Origin of the sequence: Mumia sp. Pv4-285, from assembly GCF_041320275.1 — a bacterium.
GTDB classification, from domain to species: Bacteria; Actinomycetota; Actinomycetes; order Propionibacteriales; family Nocardioidaceae; genus Mumia; species Mumia qirimensis.
In genome coordinates, this window is record NZ_CP162023.1 from 3,893,279 (window position 1) to 3,907,770 (window position 14,492).

The 14,492-nt window shown below is 68.8% G+C and carries 17 protein-coding genes, 4 tRNA genes and 1 pseudogene; 5 read left to right on the plus strand and 17 right to left on the minus strand.

The features are described from left to right. From AB3M34_RS18790 to AB3M34_RS18840, 11 genes are all read right to left on the minus strand, one after another. Window positions 1-780, minus strand: coding sequence for an MlaE family ABC transporter permease (locus AB3M34_RS18790; protein WP_370616260.1), 780 nt, complete (start codon window positions 778-780; stop codon window positions 1-3). Next, window positions 777-1,766, minus strand: coding sequence for an ABC transporter ATP-binding protein (locus AB3M34_RS18795; RefSeq protein WP_370616261.1), 990 nt, complete (start codon window positions 1,764-1,766; stop codon window positions 777-779). The genes AB3M34_RS18790 and AB3M34_RS18795 overlap by 4 nt, the downstream gene beginning before the upstream one ends. 67 nt (window positions 1,767-1,833) lie before the next feature. Continuing rightward, on the minus strand, window positions 1,834-2,847 hold the full coding sequence (locus tag AB3M34_RS18800) for a DUF6801 domain-containing protein (RefSeq protein ID WP_370616263.1): 1,014 nt from the start codon (window positions 2,845-2,847) through the stop codon (window positions 1,834-1,836). Between the two features lie 304 nt (window positions 2,848-3,151). Next, a complete protein-coding gene (gene rplL, locus AB3M34_RS18805) occupies window positions 3,152-3,541 on the minus strand; it encodes a 50S ribosomal protein L7/L12 (protein WP_370616265.1) in 390 nt (129 codons plus the stop codon). A 55-nt stretch (window positions 3,542-3,596) separates the two neighbouring features. After that, entirely contained in the window at window positions 3,597-4,181 is a 585-nt protein-coding gene (gene rplJ / locus AB3M34_RS18810; protein WP_370616266.1) for a 50S ribosomal protein L10, read from the minus strand. Between the two features lie 287 nt (window positions 4,182-4,468). Continuing rightward, entirely contained in the window at window positions 4,469-5,281 is an 813-nt protein-coding gene (locus tag AB3M34_RS18815) for a DUF6612 family protein (RefSeq protein ID WP_370616267.1), read from the minus strand. 122 nt (window positions 5,282-5,403) lie between these two features. Next, a complete protein-coding gene (gene rplA, locus AB3M34_RS18820; RefSeq protein ID WP_370616268.1) occupies window positions 5,404-6,117 on the minus strand; it encodes a 50S ribosomal protein L1 in 714 nt (237 codons plus the stop codon). 80 nt (window positions 6,118-6,197) lie between these two features. Further along, window positions 6,198-6,626, minus strand: coding sequence for a 50S ribosomal protein L11 (gene rplK, locus AB3M34_RS18825; RefSeq protein ID WP_370616270.1), 429 nt, complete (start codon window positions 6,624-6,626; stop codon window positions 6,198-6,200). A gap of 89 nt (window positions 6,627-6,715) precedes the next feature. Then, window positions 6,716-7,531 (minus strand): transcription termination/antitermination protein NusG, encoded by an 816-nt coding sequence (nusG, locus tag AB3M34_RS18830; protein WP_407070178.1) that lies wholly within the window; start codon window positions 7,529-7,531, stop codon window positions 6,716-6,718. A gap of 353 nt (window positions 7,532-7,884) precedes the next feature. Next, entirely contained in the window at window positions 7,885-8,112 is a 228-nt protein-coding gene (gene secE, locus AB3M34_RS18835; protein ID WP_149770185.1) for a preprotein translocase subunit SecE, read from the minus strand. Window positions 8,113-8,178: 66 nt separating this feature from the next. Next, a tRNA-Trp gene (locus AB3M34_RS18840) sits at window positions 8,179-8,251 on the minus strand. Window positions 8,252-8,388: 137 nt separating this feature from the next. Between AB3M34_RS18840 and AB3M34_RS18845 the strand changes: the two genes are divergently transcribed. The 3 genes and pseudogenes from AB3M34_RS18845 to AB3M34_RS18855 all read left to right on the plus strand — a co-directional run bounded on the left by AB3M34_RS18845 (window position 8,389) and on the right by AB3M34_RS18855 (window position 10,436). Then, the gene (locus AB3M34_RS18845; protein WP_370616273.1) at window positions 8,389-9,420 is read left to right on the plus strand and encodes an adenosine deaminase; all 1,032 of its coding nucleotides are present in this window, start codon (window positions 8,389-8,391) and stop codon (window positions 9,418-9,420) included. A 174-nt stretch (window positions 9,421-9,594) separates the two neighbouring features. Continuing rightward, window positions 9,595-9,729: pseudogene (locus AB3M34_RS18850) on the plus strand (type IV toxin-antitoxin system AbiEi family antitoxin domain-containing protein); the annotation flags it as partial. Between the two features lie 188 nt (window positions 9,730-9,917). Continuing rightward, the gene (locus AB3M34_RS18855; RefSeq protein ID WP_370620109.1) at window positions 9,918-10,436 is read left to right on the plus strand and encodes a hypothetical protein; all 519 of its coding nucleotides are present in this window, start codon (window positions 9,918-9,920) and stop codon (window positions 10,434-10,436) included. 17 nt (window positions 10,437-10,453) lie between these two features. Here AB3M34_RS18855 and AB3M34_RS18860 read toward each other — a convergent pair whose 3' ends face one another. From AB3M34_RS18860 to AB3M34_RS18875, 4 genes are all read right to left on the minus strand, one after another. Next, the gene (locus tag AB3M34_RS18860; RefSeq protein WP_370616275.1) at window positions 10,454-11,485 is read right to left on the minus strand and encodes a UDP-N-acetylmuramate dehydrogenase; all 1,032 of its coding nucleotides are present in this window, start codon (window positions 11,483-11,485) and stop codon (window positions 10,454-10,456) included. Window positions 11,486-11,568: 83 nt separating this feature from the next. Further along, a complete protein-coding gene (gene rpmG, locus AB3M34_RS18865) occupies window positions 11,569-11,739 on the minus strand; it encodes a 50S ribosomal protein L33 (RefSeq protein WP_370616276.1) in 171 nt (56 codons plus the stop codon). A gap of 46 nt (window positions 11,740-11,785) precedes the next feature. Beyond that, a tRNA-Met gene (locus AB3M34_RS18870) sits at window positions 11,786-11,859 on the minus strand. A 52-nt stretch (window positions 11,860-11,911) separates the two neighbouring features. Continuing rightward, window positions 11,912-11,984 (minus strand) — tRNA-Thr (locus AB3M34_RS18875). Between the two features lie 110 nt (window positions 11,985-12,094). Between AB3M34_RS18875 and AB3M34_RS18880 the strand changes: the two genes are divergently transcribed. Then, window positions 12,095-13,264, plus strand: a complete 1,170-nt coding sequence (locus tag AB3M34_RS18880; protein WP_370616278.1) for a serine hydrolase domain-containing protein — start codon at window positions 12,095-12,097, stop codon at window positions 13,262-13,264. A 58-nt stretch (window positions 13,265-13,322) separates the two neighbouring features. Here the strand turns inward: AB3M34_RS18880 and AB3M34_RS18885 are convergent. Beyond that, window positions 13,323-13,404: transfer RNA gene (locus tag AB3M34_RS18885), tRNA-Tyr, on the minus strand. Window positions 13,405-13,504: 100 nt separating this feature from the next. On the opposite strand from AB3M34_RS18885, the gene AB3M34_RS18890 reads away from it, so the two are divergent. After that, entirely contained in the window at window positions 13,505-13,999 is a 495-nt protein-coding gene (locus tag AB3M34_RS18890) for a YajQ family cyclic di-GMP-binding protein (RefSeq protein WP_370616279.1), read from the plus strand. On the opposite strand, the gene rnhA is transcribed toward AB3M34_RS18890, so the two are convergent. After that, window positions 13,986-14,447, minus strand: coding sequence for a ribonuclease HI (gene rnhA / locus AB3M34_RS18895; RefSeq protein WP_370616280.1), 462 nt, complete (start codon window positions 14,445-14,447; stop codon window positions 13,986-13,988). The genes AB3M34_RS18890 and rnhA overlap by 14 nt on opposite strands. Window positions 14,448-14,492 lie beyond the last annotated feature (45 nt).

Genomic DNA, 14,492 nt, shown 5'->3' on the forward strand with positions numbered 1-14,492 from the left:
TCACAACGCCTTCGCCGGGACGAGCTGGAAGTACAGCGCGCTCATCACGAAGTTCGCGAGGAAGAGCAGCAGGAAGGTGATGACCACCGCCTCGTTGACGGCCTGACCGACCCCGCGCGGGCCGCCGTCGGCGTGCATGCCCTTGTACGCGGCGACGATCGCCGCGATGAACCCGAACACGAGGGCCTTCGCCATCCCCTGATAGAGGTCTGCGGTCTGCGCGAGCGCGGTGAAGGAGGCGAGGTACGCGCCGGGCGTGCCTCCTTGCAGCACGACGTTGAACGCGTAGCCGCCGATCACCCCGACGACGCTCACCAGGCCGTTGAGGAAGACGGCGACGAGCATGCATGCCAAGACTCGAGGCACGACCAGGCGCTGGATCGGGTCGATGCCGAGCACCATCATGGCGTCGAGCTCTTCGCGGATCTTGCGCGCGCCGAGATCTGCCGCGATCGCCGAGCCGCCGGCACCGGCGACCAGCAGCGCGGTCGCGATCGGCCCGGCCTCACGGACGACGGCCAGCACCGCAGCCGATCCGGCGAACGACTGGGCGCCGAACTGCTGGATGAGGCTGCCGGCCTGCAGCGCGATCACGGCGCCGAACGGGATGGCCACGAGCGCCGTCGGGATGATCGTCACCGAGGCGATGAACCACGCCTGCTGGATGAACTCGCGGACCTGGAATGGTCGCCGGAAGATGCCCAGGACGACGTCGGCCCCGAACGCGAAGAGCTTGCCGGCCGTCGCGAGAGGTGCAGTGACGAGGGTTGCGGCACTCACGCCGCACCGCCGGACGAGACCGGCTGTCGCGCTGCGGCGGCACCGAGCACGGTGCCGTCGTCGAGGAACGATCCGGGCGGGGGCGTGACGCCGTTGGCCACGCACCAGGCTCCCGGGGGTGCCTGGGTCGGGCGTGGGCGTCCGTCGGTGGGGAGGAGCTGGACCGGGATCGGCGGCAGCGGAGGCAGCGCGTCGTGGTCCTCCATCGCGAGCTCGTCGGCGTCCTTCTCCTCGCTCATGCCGATCGGGCCGATCGTCTGTGCGTTGAGGAACTGACGGACCGCGGGCTCTTCGCTGGACAGCAGCATCTCGCGGGGGCCGAACATCGCCAGGTGCCGGTGGAACAGCAGACCGATGTTGTCGGGCACCGTCCGTGCGGTGTTGATGTCGTGGGTGACGATGAGGAAGGTGGCCTCGATCTGGGCGTTGAGGTCGACGATCAGCTGGTTGATGAACGCCGTACGGACCGGGTCGAGGCCGGAGTCCGGCTCGTCGAAGAGAACGATCTCGGGCTCGAGGACCAGCGCCCGCGCCAGCCCGGCGCGCTTGCGCATCCCGCCGGAGATCTCCGCCGGGAGCTTGTCCTCGGCGCCGACGAGGCCGACCATCGACATCTTCTCCATGACGATCTCGCGGATCTCGGTCTCGGTCTTGCGCGTGTGCTCGCGCAGGGGGAACGCCACGTTGTCGAACAGCGTCATCGAGCCGAACATCGCACCGTCCTGGAACAGGACGCCGAACAGCTTCCGGATGTCGTAGAGATCGCGTTCGCTGCACGTGGCGATGTCGGTGCCCTCGATGAAGATGTGGCCCTCGTCGGGCTTGAGGAGACCGATGAGCGCCTTCAGGAACACCGACTTGCCGGTGCCCGACGGGCCGAGCATCACGCTGATCTGTCCGGCGGGCAGCGTCAGCGAGACGTCACGCCAGATCGTTTGCTTGCCGAAGGACTTCGTCAGGCCTTCGACCCGTACCTCGACTCCCATGAGCGAGACTCCTTTGGGGGACGGGCTCCCCGTCCGACGGGGAGCCACAAGGGGCCAGCAAGGTGTGTCAGGCCTGCGGACTTCGACGGCGGGACCGGACGGCGAGCGCCACGCGCCCGAGGGCCGCGAGGCCGAGGAGGGCGATGATGCCCACGCCGACCGGTGCGCCCGTCGCCGGGAGCGCCGTGGTCGTGTAGGGAGCGACGTCGGCGTCGTCGTCATCGCCCCCGTTGCCGTTGCCGTTGCCACCGTCCCCGTTGCCGTCGTCGTCGACGGGGGTCGTCGTCGGATCGATCACCGGCGGGTCTTCGCCGCCGGTCCCGCCGCCGTCACCGTCACCACCCGGCTCGGGGTCCGTCACTCCCCCGCCCGCGGCCGGCAGAGGGCACTCTGACTCCTCGCAGCCTTCGCCGACCGGAATCGTGCCGATGACCCGGGCCGCCCGCGTGTTGGCGTCGCGGGTGCACTTGAGGTCGGCCTTCGCGATCGAGCCCAGCACCGGCGGGTCCATCTCGGAGTGCAGCACGAAGGAGGGCGGCATCTGGACGTAGATCAGGCCGTTGCCCTCGGGGATCTCCGGGACGTCGATCGGCTCCACCTGGCCGGTGACCTTGATCGGCACCTCTTTGCCGGGGGTGAGCGTCACCCAGTTGGGCGCGACGAGGTTGCTGACCACCTTGGTCATGCTCTCGACGACCTCACCGCCCGGAGCGACTCCGTCGATCACCACGTCGGACGTCGCCGAGCCCTTGACCCGCTCGACCGCCATCGGACCCGTGAGACGGTCGACCAGCTTCACAGGAAGGAACAGCGTCAGGCTGGCGTCGGTCTGCGGCACGGTGTCGCCGGCAGCGACGCTGTCGGGGAGGGTCGTCTCCGCAGTCACGTAGAACTGCTGCGGACCCTGGAGCGACGCGTCGACGATCGGGTTCGTCGCCTTGCACGTGTAGCCGACGCGCTCGACCCTCGCGTCGGCCGCGTGCGCGGCCGGAGCGGCGACCACCGCCAGGCCCCCGGCGATCAATCCGGCGGTGGCCACGAGTCCCGAGCCTCGACGTGCTGCGGCAGCGCTGACGCGCATGCGGTTCTCCCTCCCAAGGAACCTCAACGTCCTGGCAGCCCACGCTTGCTACTCCCAGGTAATAACTGCGACTGTAACCAAAGTTTGCACTGTGACACAACCCACAGATGGCCCAATTCGGTCACAAGACCGTCACGCACCGGTGACGTGTCTCACAGCGGAATGCTACTCAGCACGAACGCGCCTCCCGGGCGCGGCCTTCCGCTCGCGGCTCCCGCGGAGACGCAGAACGGGCGCCCACCCCGCAGGGGTGGACGCCCGTTCTCAGCAGCAGGTGCTGCTCAGGTTCACACGGAGTGCAACATCACTTGAGGGTGATGGTGGCGCCGGCGGCCTCGAGGGCCTCCTTGGCCTTCTCCGCGGCCTCCTTGTTGACACCCTCGAGGATGGCCTTCGGCGCACCCTCGACGAGGTCCTTGGCCTCCTTGAGGCCGAGGCTCGTGAGTGCACGAACCTCCTTGATGACCTGGATCTTCTTGTCGCCGGCCGACTCGAGGACGACGTCGAACTCGTCCTTCTCCTCGGCAGCAGCGGCCTCGCCGGCGCCGCCGGCAGCCGGAGCGGCGGCAACCGCGACCGGAGCGGCAGCGGTGACGTCGAAGGTGTCCTCGAACTGCTTCACGAACTCGCTGAGCTCAAGAAGGGTCATCTCCTTGAACGCGTCGAGCAGGTCCTCGGTGCTGAGCTTCGCCATGGTTGGCGTCCTTCCTGTTGGGGACCCCGAGGGGGGTCGGATACGTGATCGGGCCCTAGCCCTCGGAGCCCTCGGCCTCGGCCGGGGCTTCTTCGGTCTCGGCGGGAGCCGAGGTCGCGGGAGTCTCCTGCTCGACCTTCGTCTGCAGGGCACCCACAGCACGCGCCGCCTGGGCGAGCGGTGCCTGGAACAGTGCGGCGGCCTTCGAGAGGTTCGCCTTCATGCCGCCCGCGAGCTTGGCGAGGAGGACCTCGCGCGACTCGAGGTCAGCAAGCTTGGTGATCTCCGCAGCGTCGAGCGCCTTCCCCTCGAGGAAGCCGCCCTTGATGATGAGATTGTTGTTCGCCTTGGCGAAGTCACGCAGACCCTTGGCGACCTCGACCGGATCGCCCTTGATGAAGGCGATGGCAGTCGGCCCGTTGAGCAGGCCGTCGACACCGTCGACGCCGGCATCACGAGCCGCGATCTTGGTCAGCGTGTTCTTGGTCACGGCGTAGTTGACGTTCTCACCGAGCGAGCGGCGCAGATCCTGCAGCTGCTTCACGGTGAGACCGCGGTACTCGGTCATCACAGCGCCGTTCGAGCTGCGGAACTCGTCCGTCAGCTCGGCAACCGCTGCGGCCTTGTCCGGTCGCGCCATGCTTCTCCTTCGTGTCGTACCCGACGTGCGACGGGCACCTGGTTCGTACGAAGGCCACCGGCGCTTGAGCCCCGACATGACGAACGCCCCGGCGCAGGGCACGGGGCGTGGCGTACGGGAGAGTACGTTTCACTCGGTGAACCTGCGCGGGCCGCCCGCTTCTGCGGGCCCTTCGATCCGTGGCGCTCCCTTGCGGGATCGTCCCGGACGACCGGCGGTCTTCGGCATCGACCAGAGTACGTGACGACCCGGGGACTTCCAAAATCGGGTCGGTCGAACCGGGTCGGTCAGCCGCCGAGCATCGACGAGCCGTCGACGACGTCGGCGGCCGGCGGCGCCTCGACCGCGACGTCCTCGCCCCACTTGCTGAAGGTCAGCTCCATCGGCGTGCCGAGGCCCTCGAGGACGACCTTGCGGGGGAGGTTGTCGGGTCCGACCCAGTACTGGTAGGTGATCTCGTCGGGAATCTGTGCCCCGGCGGCCGCCGGAAGGCCGGCGAGCTTCGAGGTGTCGACCACCGCGTCGAAGCGCCGGGCCTCAACCCCGTCCAGGGTCTCGGTCTCGCCGGTGTCCTTGAGGTCCTTGAGCGAGTCCTTGAGGTTCTTGATGCTCTGCGCGGGGTCGATCGAGTCACGCAGCTGCGCGAACGAGCCACCTGCCGCACCCGCGGCGTCCGCAAGATCGATCTTCATCCACTTGCCCTCAGGCATGCCCGGAGCCTTGGTGTAGACGACGCCGTCGACCAGGACCATCTCGACGTCCTGCCCGCCCATGTCCATCGTCATCCGCATGGCGGACTTCGTCGGGTCGGTGTCGGTCGTGACGTCGGCCTGAGCCTCGATCGACTGACCGGCGACCTCCATCGACATCGTCATGTGCGTCGAGCGTGCGTCCGTCTGCGCGCCCGAGACGACCTCGGCGAAGTTGGCGGTGGTCAGCGTGGTCGTGCCTTCGCTGACGTCGCCCGATCCCTGAGAGGTCGTCGAGGACGTCTGTGTGGAGTCCGAGCCGTCTCCGACGAGGTCGGCGCTGCTGCCGCAGCCCGCGACGAGGACGAGGCCGAGTGCGGCGACGGCGGTGCTGAGGGTTCGGATGCGCATGACACCCACGCTACCCGGTAGGTGGTGCACATCGAACCCCTGTCCCCAGACGCACAGACGCCGCCTCCCGAAGGAGGCGGCGTCTGTGCAGTCACGTCACGCGTCCGTGGGACGCGGGGGTGTCACTCCTCGTCGGAGGCGATGTTGCGGGTGCGGTTCGGGTCGACCGGCACACCCGGGCCCATCGTCGTCGAGACGGTGACCTTGCGGACGTACTTGCCCTTCGAGCTCGACGGCTTGATGCGGAGGATCTCCTCCAGCGCGGCCGCGTAGTTCTCGGCGAGCGCGCTGGCGCTGAACGAGGCCTTGCCGATCACGAAGTGCAGGTTCGAGTGACGGTCGATGCGGAACTCGATCTTGCCGCCCTTGATGTCCGAGACAGCCTTCGCGACGTCGGGCGTCACGGTGCCGGTCTTCGGGTTCGGCATGAGGTTGCGCGGGCCGAGGACTCGACCGAGGCGACCCACCTTGCCCATCATGTCGGGCGTCGCGACGACGGCGTCGAAGTCGAGCCAGCCGTCCGAGATCTTGGTGACGAGATCGTCGGAACCGACGTAGTCGGCACCCGCCTCACGGGCGGCGTCGGCGTTCGCGCCGGTCGCGAACACGAGGACGCGAGCGGTCTTGCCGGTGCCGTGGGGGAGGTTGACGGTGCCGCGGACCATCTGGTCGGCCTTGCGGGGGTCGACACCGAGGCGCATCGAGACGTCGACGGTCGAGTCGAACTTCTTCGAGCCGGACTCCTTGACGAGCTCCATCGCCTTTGCCGGCGAGTAGAGCGCGTCCTTGTCGATCTGCTTGGCGGCGTTCTCGTACGCCTTGCTGTGCTGAGGCATTCTGGTTCTTCTCTCTCTACCAGTCGTGGTCGTCGGGCCCAGCTGGCCCTGCCACTGTTCGGTCGGTCGGATCGACGAGGTCAGTCGACGGTGACGCCCATGGAACGGGCGGTGCCGGCGATGATCTCCATCGCGGCGTCGATGTCGTTCGCGTTCAGGTCAGGAAGCTTGGTCTGGGCGATCTCGCGGACCTGGTCCTTGGAGATCGAACCGACCTTGTCCTTGTGCGGGACGGACGAGCCCTTCTGGAGGCCCGCTGCCTTCTTGATCATCTCCGCAGCCGGGGGCGTCTTGGTGACGAACGTGAACGACCGGTCCTCGTAGATCGTGATCTCGACCGGGACGATGTTGCCGCGCATGGACTCCGTCGCGGCGTTGTACGCCTTGCAGAACTCCATGATGTTGACGCCGTGCGGGCCGAGGGCCGTACCGACCGGCGGAGCCGGCGTGGCTGCACCGGCCTGGAGCTGCACCTTGACGAGGGCAGCGATCTTCTTCTTCGGAGGCATATCTCTTTTCCTTCTCGTGGTCACGGTGGGCCTGCCTCGGCCCTCCCACTGGGTGTTGCGCGGAAGCCCTGTCGAGCGTACCCGCTGGCTCAGACGCGCTGGATCTGCGCGAAGCTGAGCTCGACGGGGGTCTCCCGCCCGAAGATCTCGACGAGCGCCCGCACACGCTGGGCGTCGACGTTGATCTCCGTGATCGTGGCGTGCAGGGTCGCGAACGGCCCGTCCACGACCATGACCGAGTCTCCGACGGCGAAGTCGGTGAACTCGACCTTCGGCGCCTGCGCCTGCGTCGACGACGCGCTGGCAGGCTGGTCGACCGCGACCTGCGCCTCGACGGCGGGAGCAAGCATGCTCTCGACCTCGGCGAGGGTCAGCGGCACGGGCTGGTGGGCGTTGCCCACGAACCCGGTGACCGACGGCGTGTTGCGCACCGTCGACCAGGACTCGTCGGTCAGGTCCATGCGGACGAGGACGTAGCCGGGGAGAACGGTGCGCTTGACGAGCTTGCGCTGTCCGTTCTTGATCTCGGCGACCTCCTCGGTCGGCACGACGATCTCGAAGATGAAGTCCTCCATGTGCATGGAGGTCGTCCGGTTCTCGAGATTCGACTTGACCCTGTTCTCCATGCCGGAGTAGGTGTGCACGACGTACCAGTCACCGAACTGGCTGTGGAGCTTCTCACGGAACTCGGCGAGCGGGTCCGACTCGACCGGCTCGTCCAGCACCTCGGCGGCGTCCGCCTCAGCAGCGGCGGCAGCCTCGTCGTCACCGGCGGCGTCGGCGATCAGCGCCTCCGCCTCGGGGTCGACGGTGGCACCGCGCTCGATCGCGGCGTCGGCCGCCAGCGACTCCGTGATGTCGTCACCGTCCACGACGTAGGCCCCGTCGGTCGACGTCTCTGCGATCTCGTCCTCGGCCTCGGGGTCGGTCGACGCCTCACCCTGGAACTCGGCCTCCGCGGCGTCGGCCGCGTCGGGGATCTCGGGCTCGCCCTCGTCCTCGCCACGCACCTCGTACGCCTCGAAGGACTCGGGCACGTCGGCCTCGGTCGCATCGGCGGCGGCATCGATGCCCTGCTCGAACTCCTGCGCCTCGAGCTCGTTCTCGTCGAGGTCGAGCGGCGCGCGGTCGTCCTCGCCGATGAGGTCGCGGAGCTCGTCGCCCTCGTTCTCTTCGTACGGCTGGGTCACAGCGCCTCTTTCCTCGTCTCTTCTCGGCCCTTGGATCTCACGGCCCCAGGGCCTCCTCGACCCGTGGGTCAGGCGAAGACCCAGAACATCAGCTTGCCGAAGCCGTAGTCCAGGCCCGCCACGATGGCCATCATGACGAGCACGAAGAAGAGCACGACGACAAAGTAGTTGGCGACCTGCGAACGGGTCGGCCAGACGACCTTGCGGAGCTCTGCTACGACCTGACGGTAGAAGGTCACCGGCGACGTGCGACCGGAGCGCGTGCTCTCGGTCGACGCGTTCGACGTCTCACTCATGGTGACCGTTCCCTTTCGATCGTGGTGCCCGTCTCGGTCCGCCGTCGGGACGGACCAGGCGTTTTGCAGGGCAGGAGGGACTTGAACCCCCAACCTTCGGTTTTGGAGACCGATGCTCTGCCAGTTGAGCTACTGCCCTTCGATGAACGTCTGCTGCGCGACCATCCACCCGCGAACGACGTCCGGAGGGCATGACGACACAGTGGAAACATCCACCAGTCGTCAAGTGTACGGGGTGCCCCGGCGCCGAGTCGAACCGGCTGGCACGATGACCGCATGGCCGTAGCGATGCGCTCGATCGACAGCCTCCCGAAGGCCCACCTGCACCTTCATTTCACCGGATCGATGCGCCACCGGACGCTGGTCGAGCTCGCCGAGAGGGACGGCGTACGCCTTCCCCCGGCGCTCGTCGACGAGTGGCCGCCGCAGCTGCGGGCGACCGACGAGAAGGGCTGGTTCCGGTTCCAGCGGTTGTACGACACGGCCCGGTCGGTGCTGCGGACGCCCGACGACGTACGCCGCCTGGTCCACGAGGTCGCCGAGGACGACGCGTCCGAGGGTTCGGTGTGGACGGAGATCCAGGTCGACCCGTCCGGGTACGCCGCGAAGTTCGGCGGGATCACCGCGTTCACCGACCTCGTGCTCGACTGCGTGGACGAGGCGAGCACCACGCACGGCATCGGCATGGCGGTGGTGATCGCGTCCAACCGGACACGCCACCCGCTGGACGCTCGCACGCTCGCCCGGCTCGCGACCCAGTACGCGGGGCGGGGCGTGGTGGGGTTCGGCCTCTCGAACGACGAACGGCGTGGCGACACCGCCGCGTTCGCGCCCGCCTTCACCATCGCACGTCGGGGCGGGCTGCGCAGCATGCCGCACGGCGGCGAGCTCCGCGGGCCGGCGAGCGTGGCCGCGGTCCTCCAGCACCTCGAGCCCGACCGCATCGGCCACGGGGTGCGCAGCGTGGAGGACCCCGAGGTGCTCGCCGCGGTGGCACACGCCGGCATCACGCTCGAGGTGTGCCCGTCGTCGAACGTCGCGCTCGGGGTGTACGACACGTTCGAGGAGGTGCCCGTACGCACCCTCGTGGAGGCGGGCGTCGGCGTCGCGCTCGGAGCCGACGACCCGCTGCTGTTCGGGGCACGCCTGTCCGGCCAGTACGCCGCACTGCGTGCAGCCCAGGACTTCAGCGACGCCGAGCTGGCCGAGCTGGCGCGGATGTCGTTGCGTGGTTCGTACGCACCCGCCGACCTGCGCGAGAAGGCGCTGGCGGCGATCGACGCCTGGCTCGCCGCTGACCCCGCGTGAGGGTCATGTCGCCTCGGGCGACGTAAGCGGCTGCTACTCAGCGACATCCACGCCTACTCAGCGCCGCTCCGCGGCGCCGCCGAGTAGCGCCGACGGTCGCTGAGTGCGCCGCTCATGTGGTTGTCCACAGGTGCGCGAGCGGAGGGTCGGCCACGGACGCCAGAGTGGTCCGCCATGGAACGACTCGAGATCGTGGCACGCCGCAACCTGGGGTTCGCCACACGCCGAGAGGCGCTCGCCAACGGCTACACGTCGAACGACCTCGAGCGGCAGATCGCAAGCGGGGACTGGATCAAGCTCCGCCGCGGCGTCTACACGCCCGCAAGGTCGTACGGGACGGCGTCCTCGCGAGAGCAGATGCTCGTGATGATCCGCAGCGTCATCGCCGTCCTCGGTCCGGGGTACGCCGCCAGCCACGATTCTGCCCTGGTGGTGCACGACGTCGTCATTGACGATGGCTCGCAGACCGACGCCGCGATGCGCTGCGGCGCGGGATGGTGGAGGAGTTCTCACAGGCCACGGCGAAGGCTCAGCTCCGCGACGTCCTGGATGCCTTCGGCAAGCGGCCAGGGACGAGGGACGCCAAGGATGCCCTCGCCATTGCCGACGCCAGGTGCGACAGCGCGGCGGAGGTGCTGGTCCTGGTCCTGTGCTGGCGCTTCGACATCCCGCCGCCTGAGCCGCAGTACCCGGTCAGCCTGCCCGGCGGGCGCCGAGCCGAGGTCGACTTCGCGTGGCCGGCGATCCGCCACGTCCTCGAGTTTGACGGCGCGGAGAAGTACCTGGACGACCCTGTGGGCGGCATGACGGCGCGGGACAAGATCTTGGCCGAGAAACGCCGCGAACGAGACATCCGCGACCTCGGCTACGGCATGACCCGGCTTACTTGGGCGGACCTCCAACCGGCGAGCCAAGTGCGTACGGCAGCGCGGATCAAGCGTGACCTCGCGCGCTCGGCTCGGGCACTCAGCGCCACCAGCACCCACACAGCGACGCCGATGGGCGACGCTGAGTAGAGCCGAGTGTCGCTGAGTCAGAGCGTGGCGCCGACCAGGACCGGCTCGTTCTCGAGCCGGACGTCGAACTTCGTCTCGACGCCGTCGCGGATCTCACGCGCGAGGGCGAGCAGCTCGTAGCCGGTGGCGCCGCCGCGGTTGGTGAGGGCGAGCGTGTGCTTGCCGGAGACGCGCGCCGCGGTGTCGCCGTACCCCTTGGAGAAGCCGGCGCGCTCGATCAACCAGGCGGCGCTCGTCTTGACCCGGCCGTCCGGCTGGGGGAAGCGCGGCGCGTCGGCGGGCAGGGAGGCGGCGGCCTCCGCGCTCAGCACCGGGTTCGTGAAGAACGAGCCGGCGCTCCACGTGTCGTGGTCGTCGGGGTCGAGCACCATGCCCTTGCCCGCCCGCAGGGCGAGGACGGCGTCGCGCACCTCGCCGAGCGGGACACGCGCCCCGACCTCGACACCGAGCGTGCGGGCCAGCTCGGCGTACTGCACCGGCGCGCTGAGCGAGCCGAGGCGCAGCTGGAAGGTCACGTCGAGCACGACGTGACGGTCGGGCTCACGCTTGAAGCGGCTCGTGCGGTAGCCGAAGCCGCAGTCGTCGGCCGAGTAGGTGACGACGCGGCGGTCGACGCGGTCGTACGTGCGAACACGTGAGATCGTCTGCGAGACCTCCTGGCCGTACGCCCCCACGTTCTGGATCGGCGTGGCACCGACCCTGCCCGGGATGCCGGACAAGGTCTCGACCCCGACCCACTCCTGGTCGACCGCGTGGGCGACGAAGTCGTCCCACACCTCGCCGGCGGCGACCGTCAGCGTCGCACCGCTGCACGAGTCGACGTCGGCGACGAGCCCCTGCGTACGGACGACCACCACCGTGCCGTCGAACCCCTCGTCGGAGACGACGACGTTGCTGCCGCCGCCCAGCACCAGGACCGGCTCGCCGGCCTCGTCGAGCTCGCGGACGGTGTCGACGAGGTCGTCGGCGCTCGTCACCTCGACGATGTCGCGGGCCGGACCGCCGATCCGCAGGGTGGTCAGCGGGGCGAGGACGAACAGGTCACGCATCCGTTGGGCTCCCAACATGACACCGGGGTCCGCGCCGACAGGCGGGACCCCAGTGGGAAGGTACGAGGTTCGTACGGCGAAGGTCAGCGGGTCTCGCGGTGGACCGTGTGGACGCGCTCGTGCGGGCAGAACTTCTTCAGCTCGAGACGGTCGGGGTCGTTGCGACGGTTCTTCTTGGTGATGTAGTTGCGTCGCTTGCACTCGGTGCACGCCAAGGTGACCTTGGGACGGATGTCAGAGCTCTTGCTGGCCACGAGTCTGCCTCTTCTTCGCTGGAACTGCTTCTGTCGACTGGTCTTGTAGCGGGGGCGGGACTCGAACCCGCGACACCACGATTATGAGCCGTGTGCTCTAACCACCTGAGCTACCCCGCCATGCGTCATCCCGCGCCCTACCACACGAGGCGGGACACGGGGTGAGACTCAGAGCCCCTTTACGGAATCGAACCGTAGACCTTCTCCTTACCATGGAGACGCTCTGCCGACTGAGCTAAAGGGGCGATCGGCGAACCGAAAAGCAAAGATACACGGCCGCCGTACGGAACCGAAATCCGGGGTGGGCCCCATGACGTGGGTCACGTGGCTAGGTCCGGGACACCACAATGGACCCATGCTGCCACGCCCGCTGATCGCCGCTACCGCGGCCGTGCTGGTCCTCTCCGCGTGCAGTGCGGGAGGGCGCGCGGCGTCTCCCGACGCCGCGCCGGACGCGTCAGCGGCGGGCACGGCGACGCCGCCCACGGCCGTCGGCCCGGAGGTCCCGGGCGAGGACTGGACGCGTACGCCGGCGGACTCCGCCGGGTTCGACGGTACGGCGCTGCGCGCCCTCGACCGTGAGCTCGACAGTCTGGGCTCGTCCTGCCTCGTGGTGACGCGCCACGGCGAGCTGGTCCACGAGGCGTACTTCGGCGGGAGCGACGACCAGGCGATGGGCGCGGCGTTCTCGGTGACGAAGTCGTTCACCTCGCTGCTCGTGGGGATCGCGGCCGACGAAGGGCTCCTCGACCTCGACGACCGCGCGTCGGACTACATCCCGCAGTGGCGCAGGACCCCGGCAGCGGGCGTCACGATCCGCGACCTGCTGGCGAACGTGTCGGGACGGCACTGGGACTTCACGACCGACTACCAGGAGATGGCGATCGGCGCCGCGGACAAGACGGCCTTCGCGATCGGGTTGGCCCAGGATGCGCCGCCCGGGACGGTCTGGCGCTACAACAACGCCGCGATCCAGACTCTCGAGGCGGTGCTCTCGAGAGCCACCGGGACGACCCCAGCGGAGTACGCACGAGAGAAGCTGTTCGCGCCGATGCAGATGTCGCGGACCTCCTGGGGGGCCGACGCGGCGGACAACACCACGATGTTCTCCGGCATCAACGCGTCGTGCCTCGACCTGGCGCGGCTCGGGGTCCTGATGCTGAACGACGGCAGCTGGGGCGGCGAGCAGATCGTGTCGAAGGAGTACGTCGCGGCCGCCACAGGAAGGTCCTCGTCGCGGCTCAACGCGGCGTACGGGCTGCTCTGGTGGGTGAACCGCAAGGGCCCCGTGCTCGGCGCGCTCACCGCCACCGGAGGCTCGGAGGACACCGCCGCGGCACGGGCCGCGCGCCTCGCCCCCGGCGTCCCGGCCGACGCGTTCTGGGCGCTCGGACTCGCCAAGCAGATCGTCGCCGTGGTCCCCTCCGAGGGGATCGTCGCCGTACGGATGGGGGCGGCGCCGCAGGATGCCGACGCCCTCACTCCGGGGGCGTTCACACGGGACGTCCTCGCCACGCTGCAGTGAGCCCGCAGGTGGGAGAATCAGACGAGCCCGGTCCCATGCGGGACCGGGCTCATCGACGTGGCAGGTGCAGGATTCGAACCTGCGAAGGCATTGCCGGCTGATTTACAGTCAGCTCCCATTGGCCGCTCGGGCAACCTGCCTCGGGGTTGTTACTCTGCGCGAGCAACAGCAACGACTTTATCGCAGGGCTCCAACCCACCCGAAACCGGGTGACCGGCTGCCCCGACCGAGAGGATCACCATGGCCGCGGACTCGTCGTTCGACATCGTGAGCAAGCTCGACCACGCCGAGATCGACAACGCGATCAACCAGGCCGCGCGCGAGATCTCGACGCGGTACGACTTCAAGAACACCGGCGCCTCGATCGAGAAGAGCGGCTCGACCGCCGTCGTCATCAAGGCCAACGCCGACGAGCGTGCACTGGCCGTCCTCGACGTGCTGAAGGACAAGCTCGTCAAGCGTGGCGTGTCCCTCAAGACACTCGAGGCCGGCGATCCGAAGCAGTCGGGCAAGGAGTCCGTGATCAACGGGACCTTCTCCGAGGGCATCACCCAGGAGCAGGCCAAGAAGGTCGCCAAGCTGATCCGCGACGAGGGCCCCAAGGGTGTCAAGGTGCAGGTCCAGGGCGAGGAGCTGCGCGTCACGAGCAAGAAGCGTGACGACCTCCAGGCCGTGATCGCGCTCGTGAAGGGCGAGGACCTGGACTTCGCGGTGCAGTTCGTCAACTACCGCTGACCGAGCCCGCCCTCGCCTCGATCGCGCCGCGGCCGGCCAGCACGTCCGCACGCTCGTTGCCGGGGTCGCCGGCGTGGCCCTTCACCCAGTGCCAGCGGACCTCGTGCTGCTGGGCCGCGGCGTCGAGGCGGCGCCAGAGGTCCTCGTTCTTGACCGCCTGCTTGGCGGCCGTCCGCCAACCGTTCGCCTTCCACTTGGCGACCCACGTCATGATGCCGTTGCGGACGTAGCTGCTGTCGGTGTGCAGGTCGACGACGGCCGGCCGGGTGAGGGCCTCGAGCGCCTGGATGGCCGCCATCAGCTCCATCCGGTTGTTCGTGGTCGCCGGCTCGCCGCCGTGCAGCTCCTTGAGGTGGTCGCCGTAGCGCAGCACCGCGCCCCATCCGCCCGGGCCAGGATTGCCCAGGCAGGCGCCGTCGGTGTGGATGGTCACGATCGCATCGGGCACACCGGAACCCTAGTGGGCCGAACCACCCCGACAATGTCAGGGCAG

Coding starts and splice junctions, on each gene's coding strand:
- AB3M34_RS18795 (WP_370616261.1), bottom strand. CDS start 1,766: ATGGGAGTCGAGGTACGGGTCGAAGGCCTGACGAAGTCCTTCGGCAAG.
- AB3M34_RS18800 (WP_370616263.1), bottom strand. CDS start 2,847: ATGCGCGTCAGCGCTGCCGCAGCACGTCGAGGCTCGGGACTCGTGGCC.
- rplL (WP_370616265.1), bottom strand. CDS start 3,541: ATGGCGAAGCTCAGCACCGAGGACCTGCTCGACGCGTTCAAGGAGATG.
- rplJ (WP_370616266.1), bottom strand. CDS start 4,181: ATGGCGCGACCGGACAAGGCCGCAGCGGTTGCCGAGCTGACGGACGAG.
- AB3M34_RS18815 (WP_370616267.1), bottom strand. CDS start 5,281: ATGCGCATCCGAACCCTCAGCACCGCCGTCGCCGCACTCGGCCTCGTC.
- rplA (WP_370616268.1), bottom strand. CDS start 6,117: ATGCCTCAGCACAGCAAGGCGTACGAGAACGCCGCCAAGCAGATCGAC.
- rplK (WP_370616270.1), bottom strand. CDS start 6,626: ATGCCTCCGAAGAAGAAGATCGCTGCCCTCGTCAAGGTGCAGCTCCAG.
- secE (WP_149770185.1), bottom strand. CDS start 8,112: ATGAGTGAGACGTCGAACGCGTCGACCGAGAGCACGCGCTCCGGTCGC.
- AB3M34_RS18845 (WP_370616273.1), top strand. CDS start 8,389: ATGGCCGTAGCGATGCGCTCGATCGACAGCCTCCCGAAGGCCCACCTG.
- AB3M34_RS18860 (WP_370616275.1), bottom strand. CDS start 11,485: ATGCGTGACCTGTTCGTCCTCGCCCCGCTGACCACCCTGCGGATCGGC.
- AB3M34_RS18880 (WP_370616278.1), top strand. CDS start 12,095: ATGCTGCCACGCCCGCTGATCGCCGCTACCGCGGCCGTGCTGGTCCTC.
- AB3M34_RS18890 (WP_370616279.1), top strand. CDS start 13,505: ATGGCCGCGGACTCGTCGTTCGACATCGTGAGCAAGCTCGACCACGCC.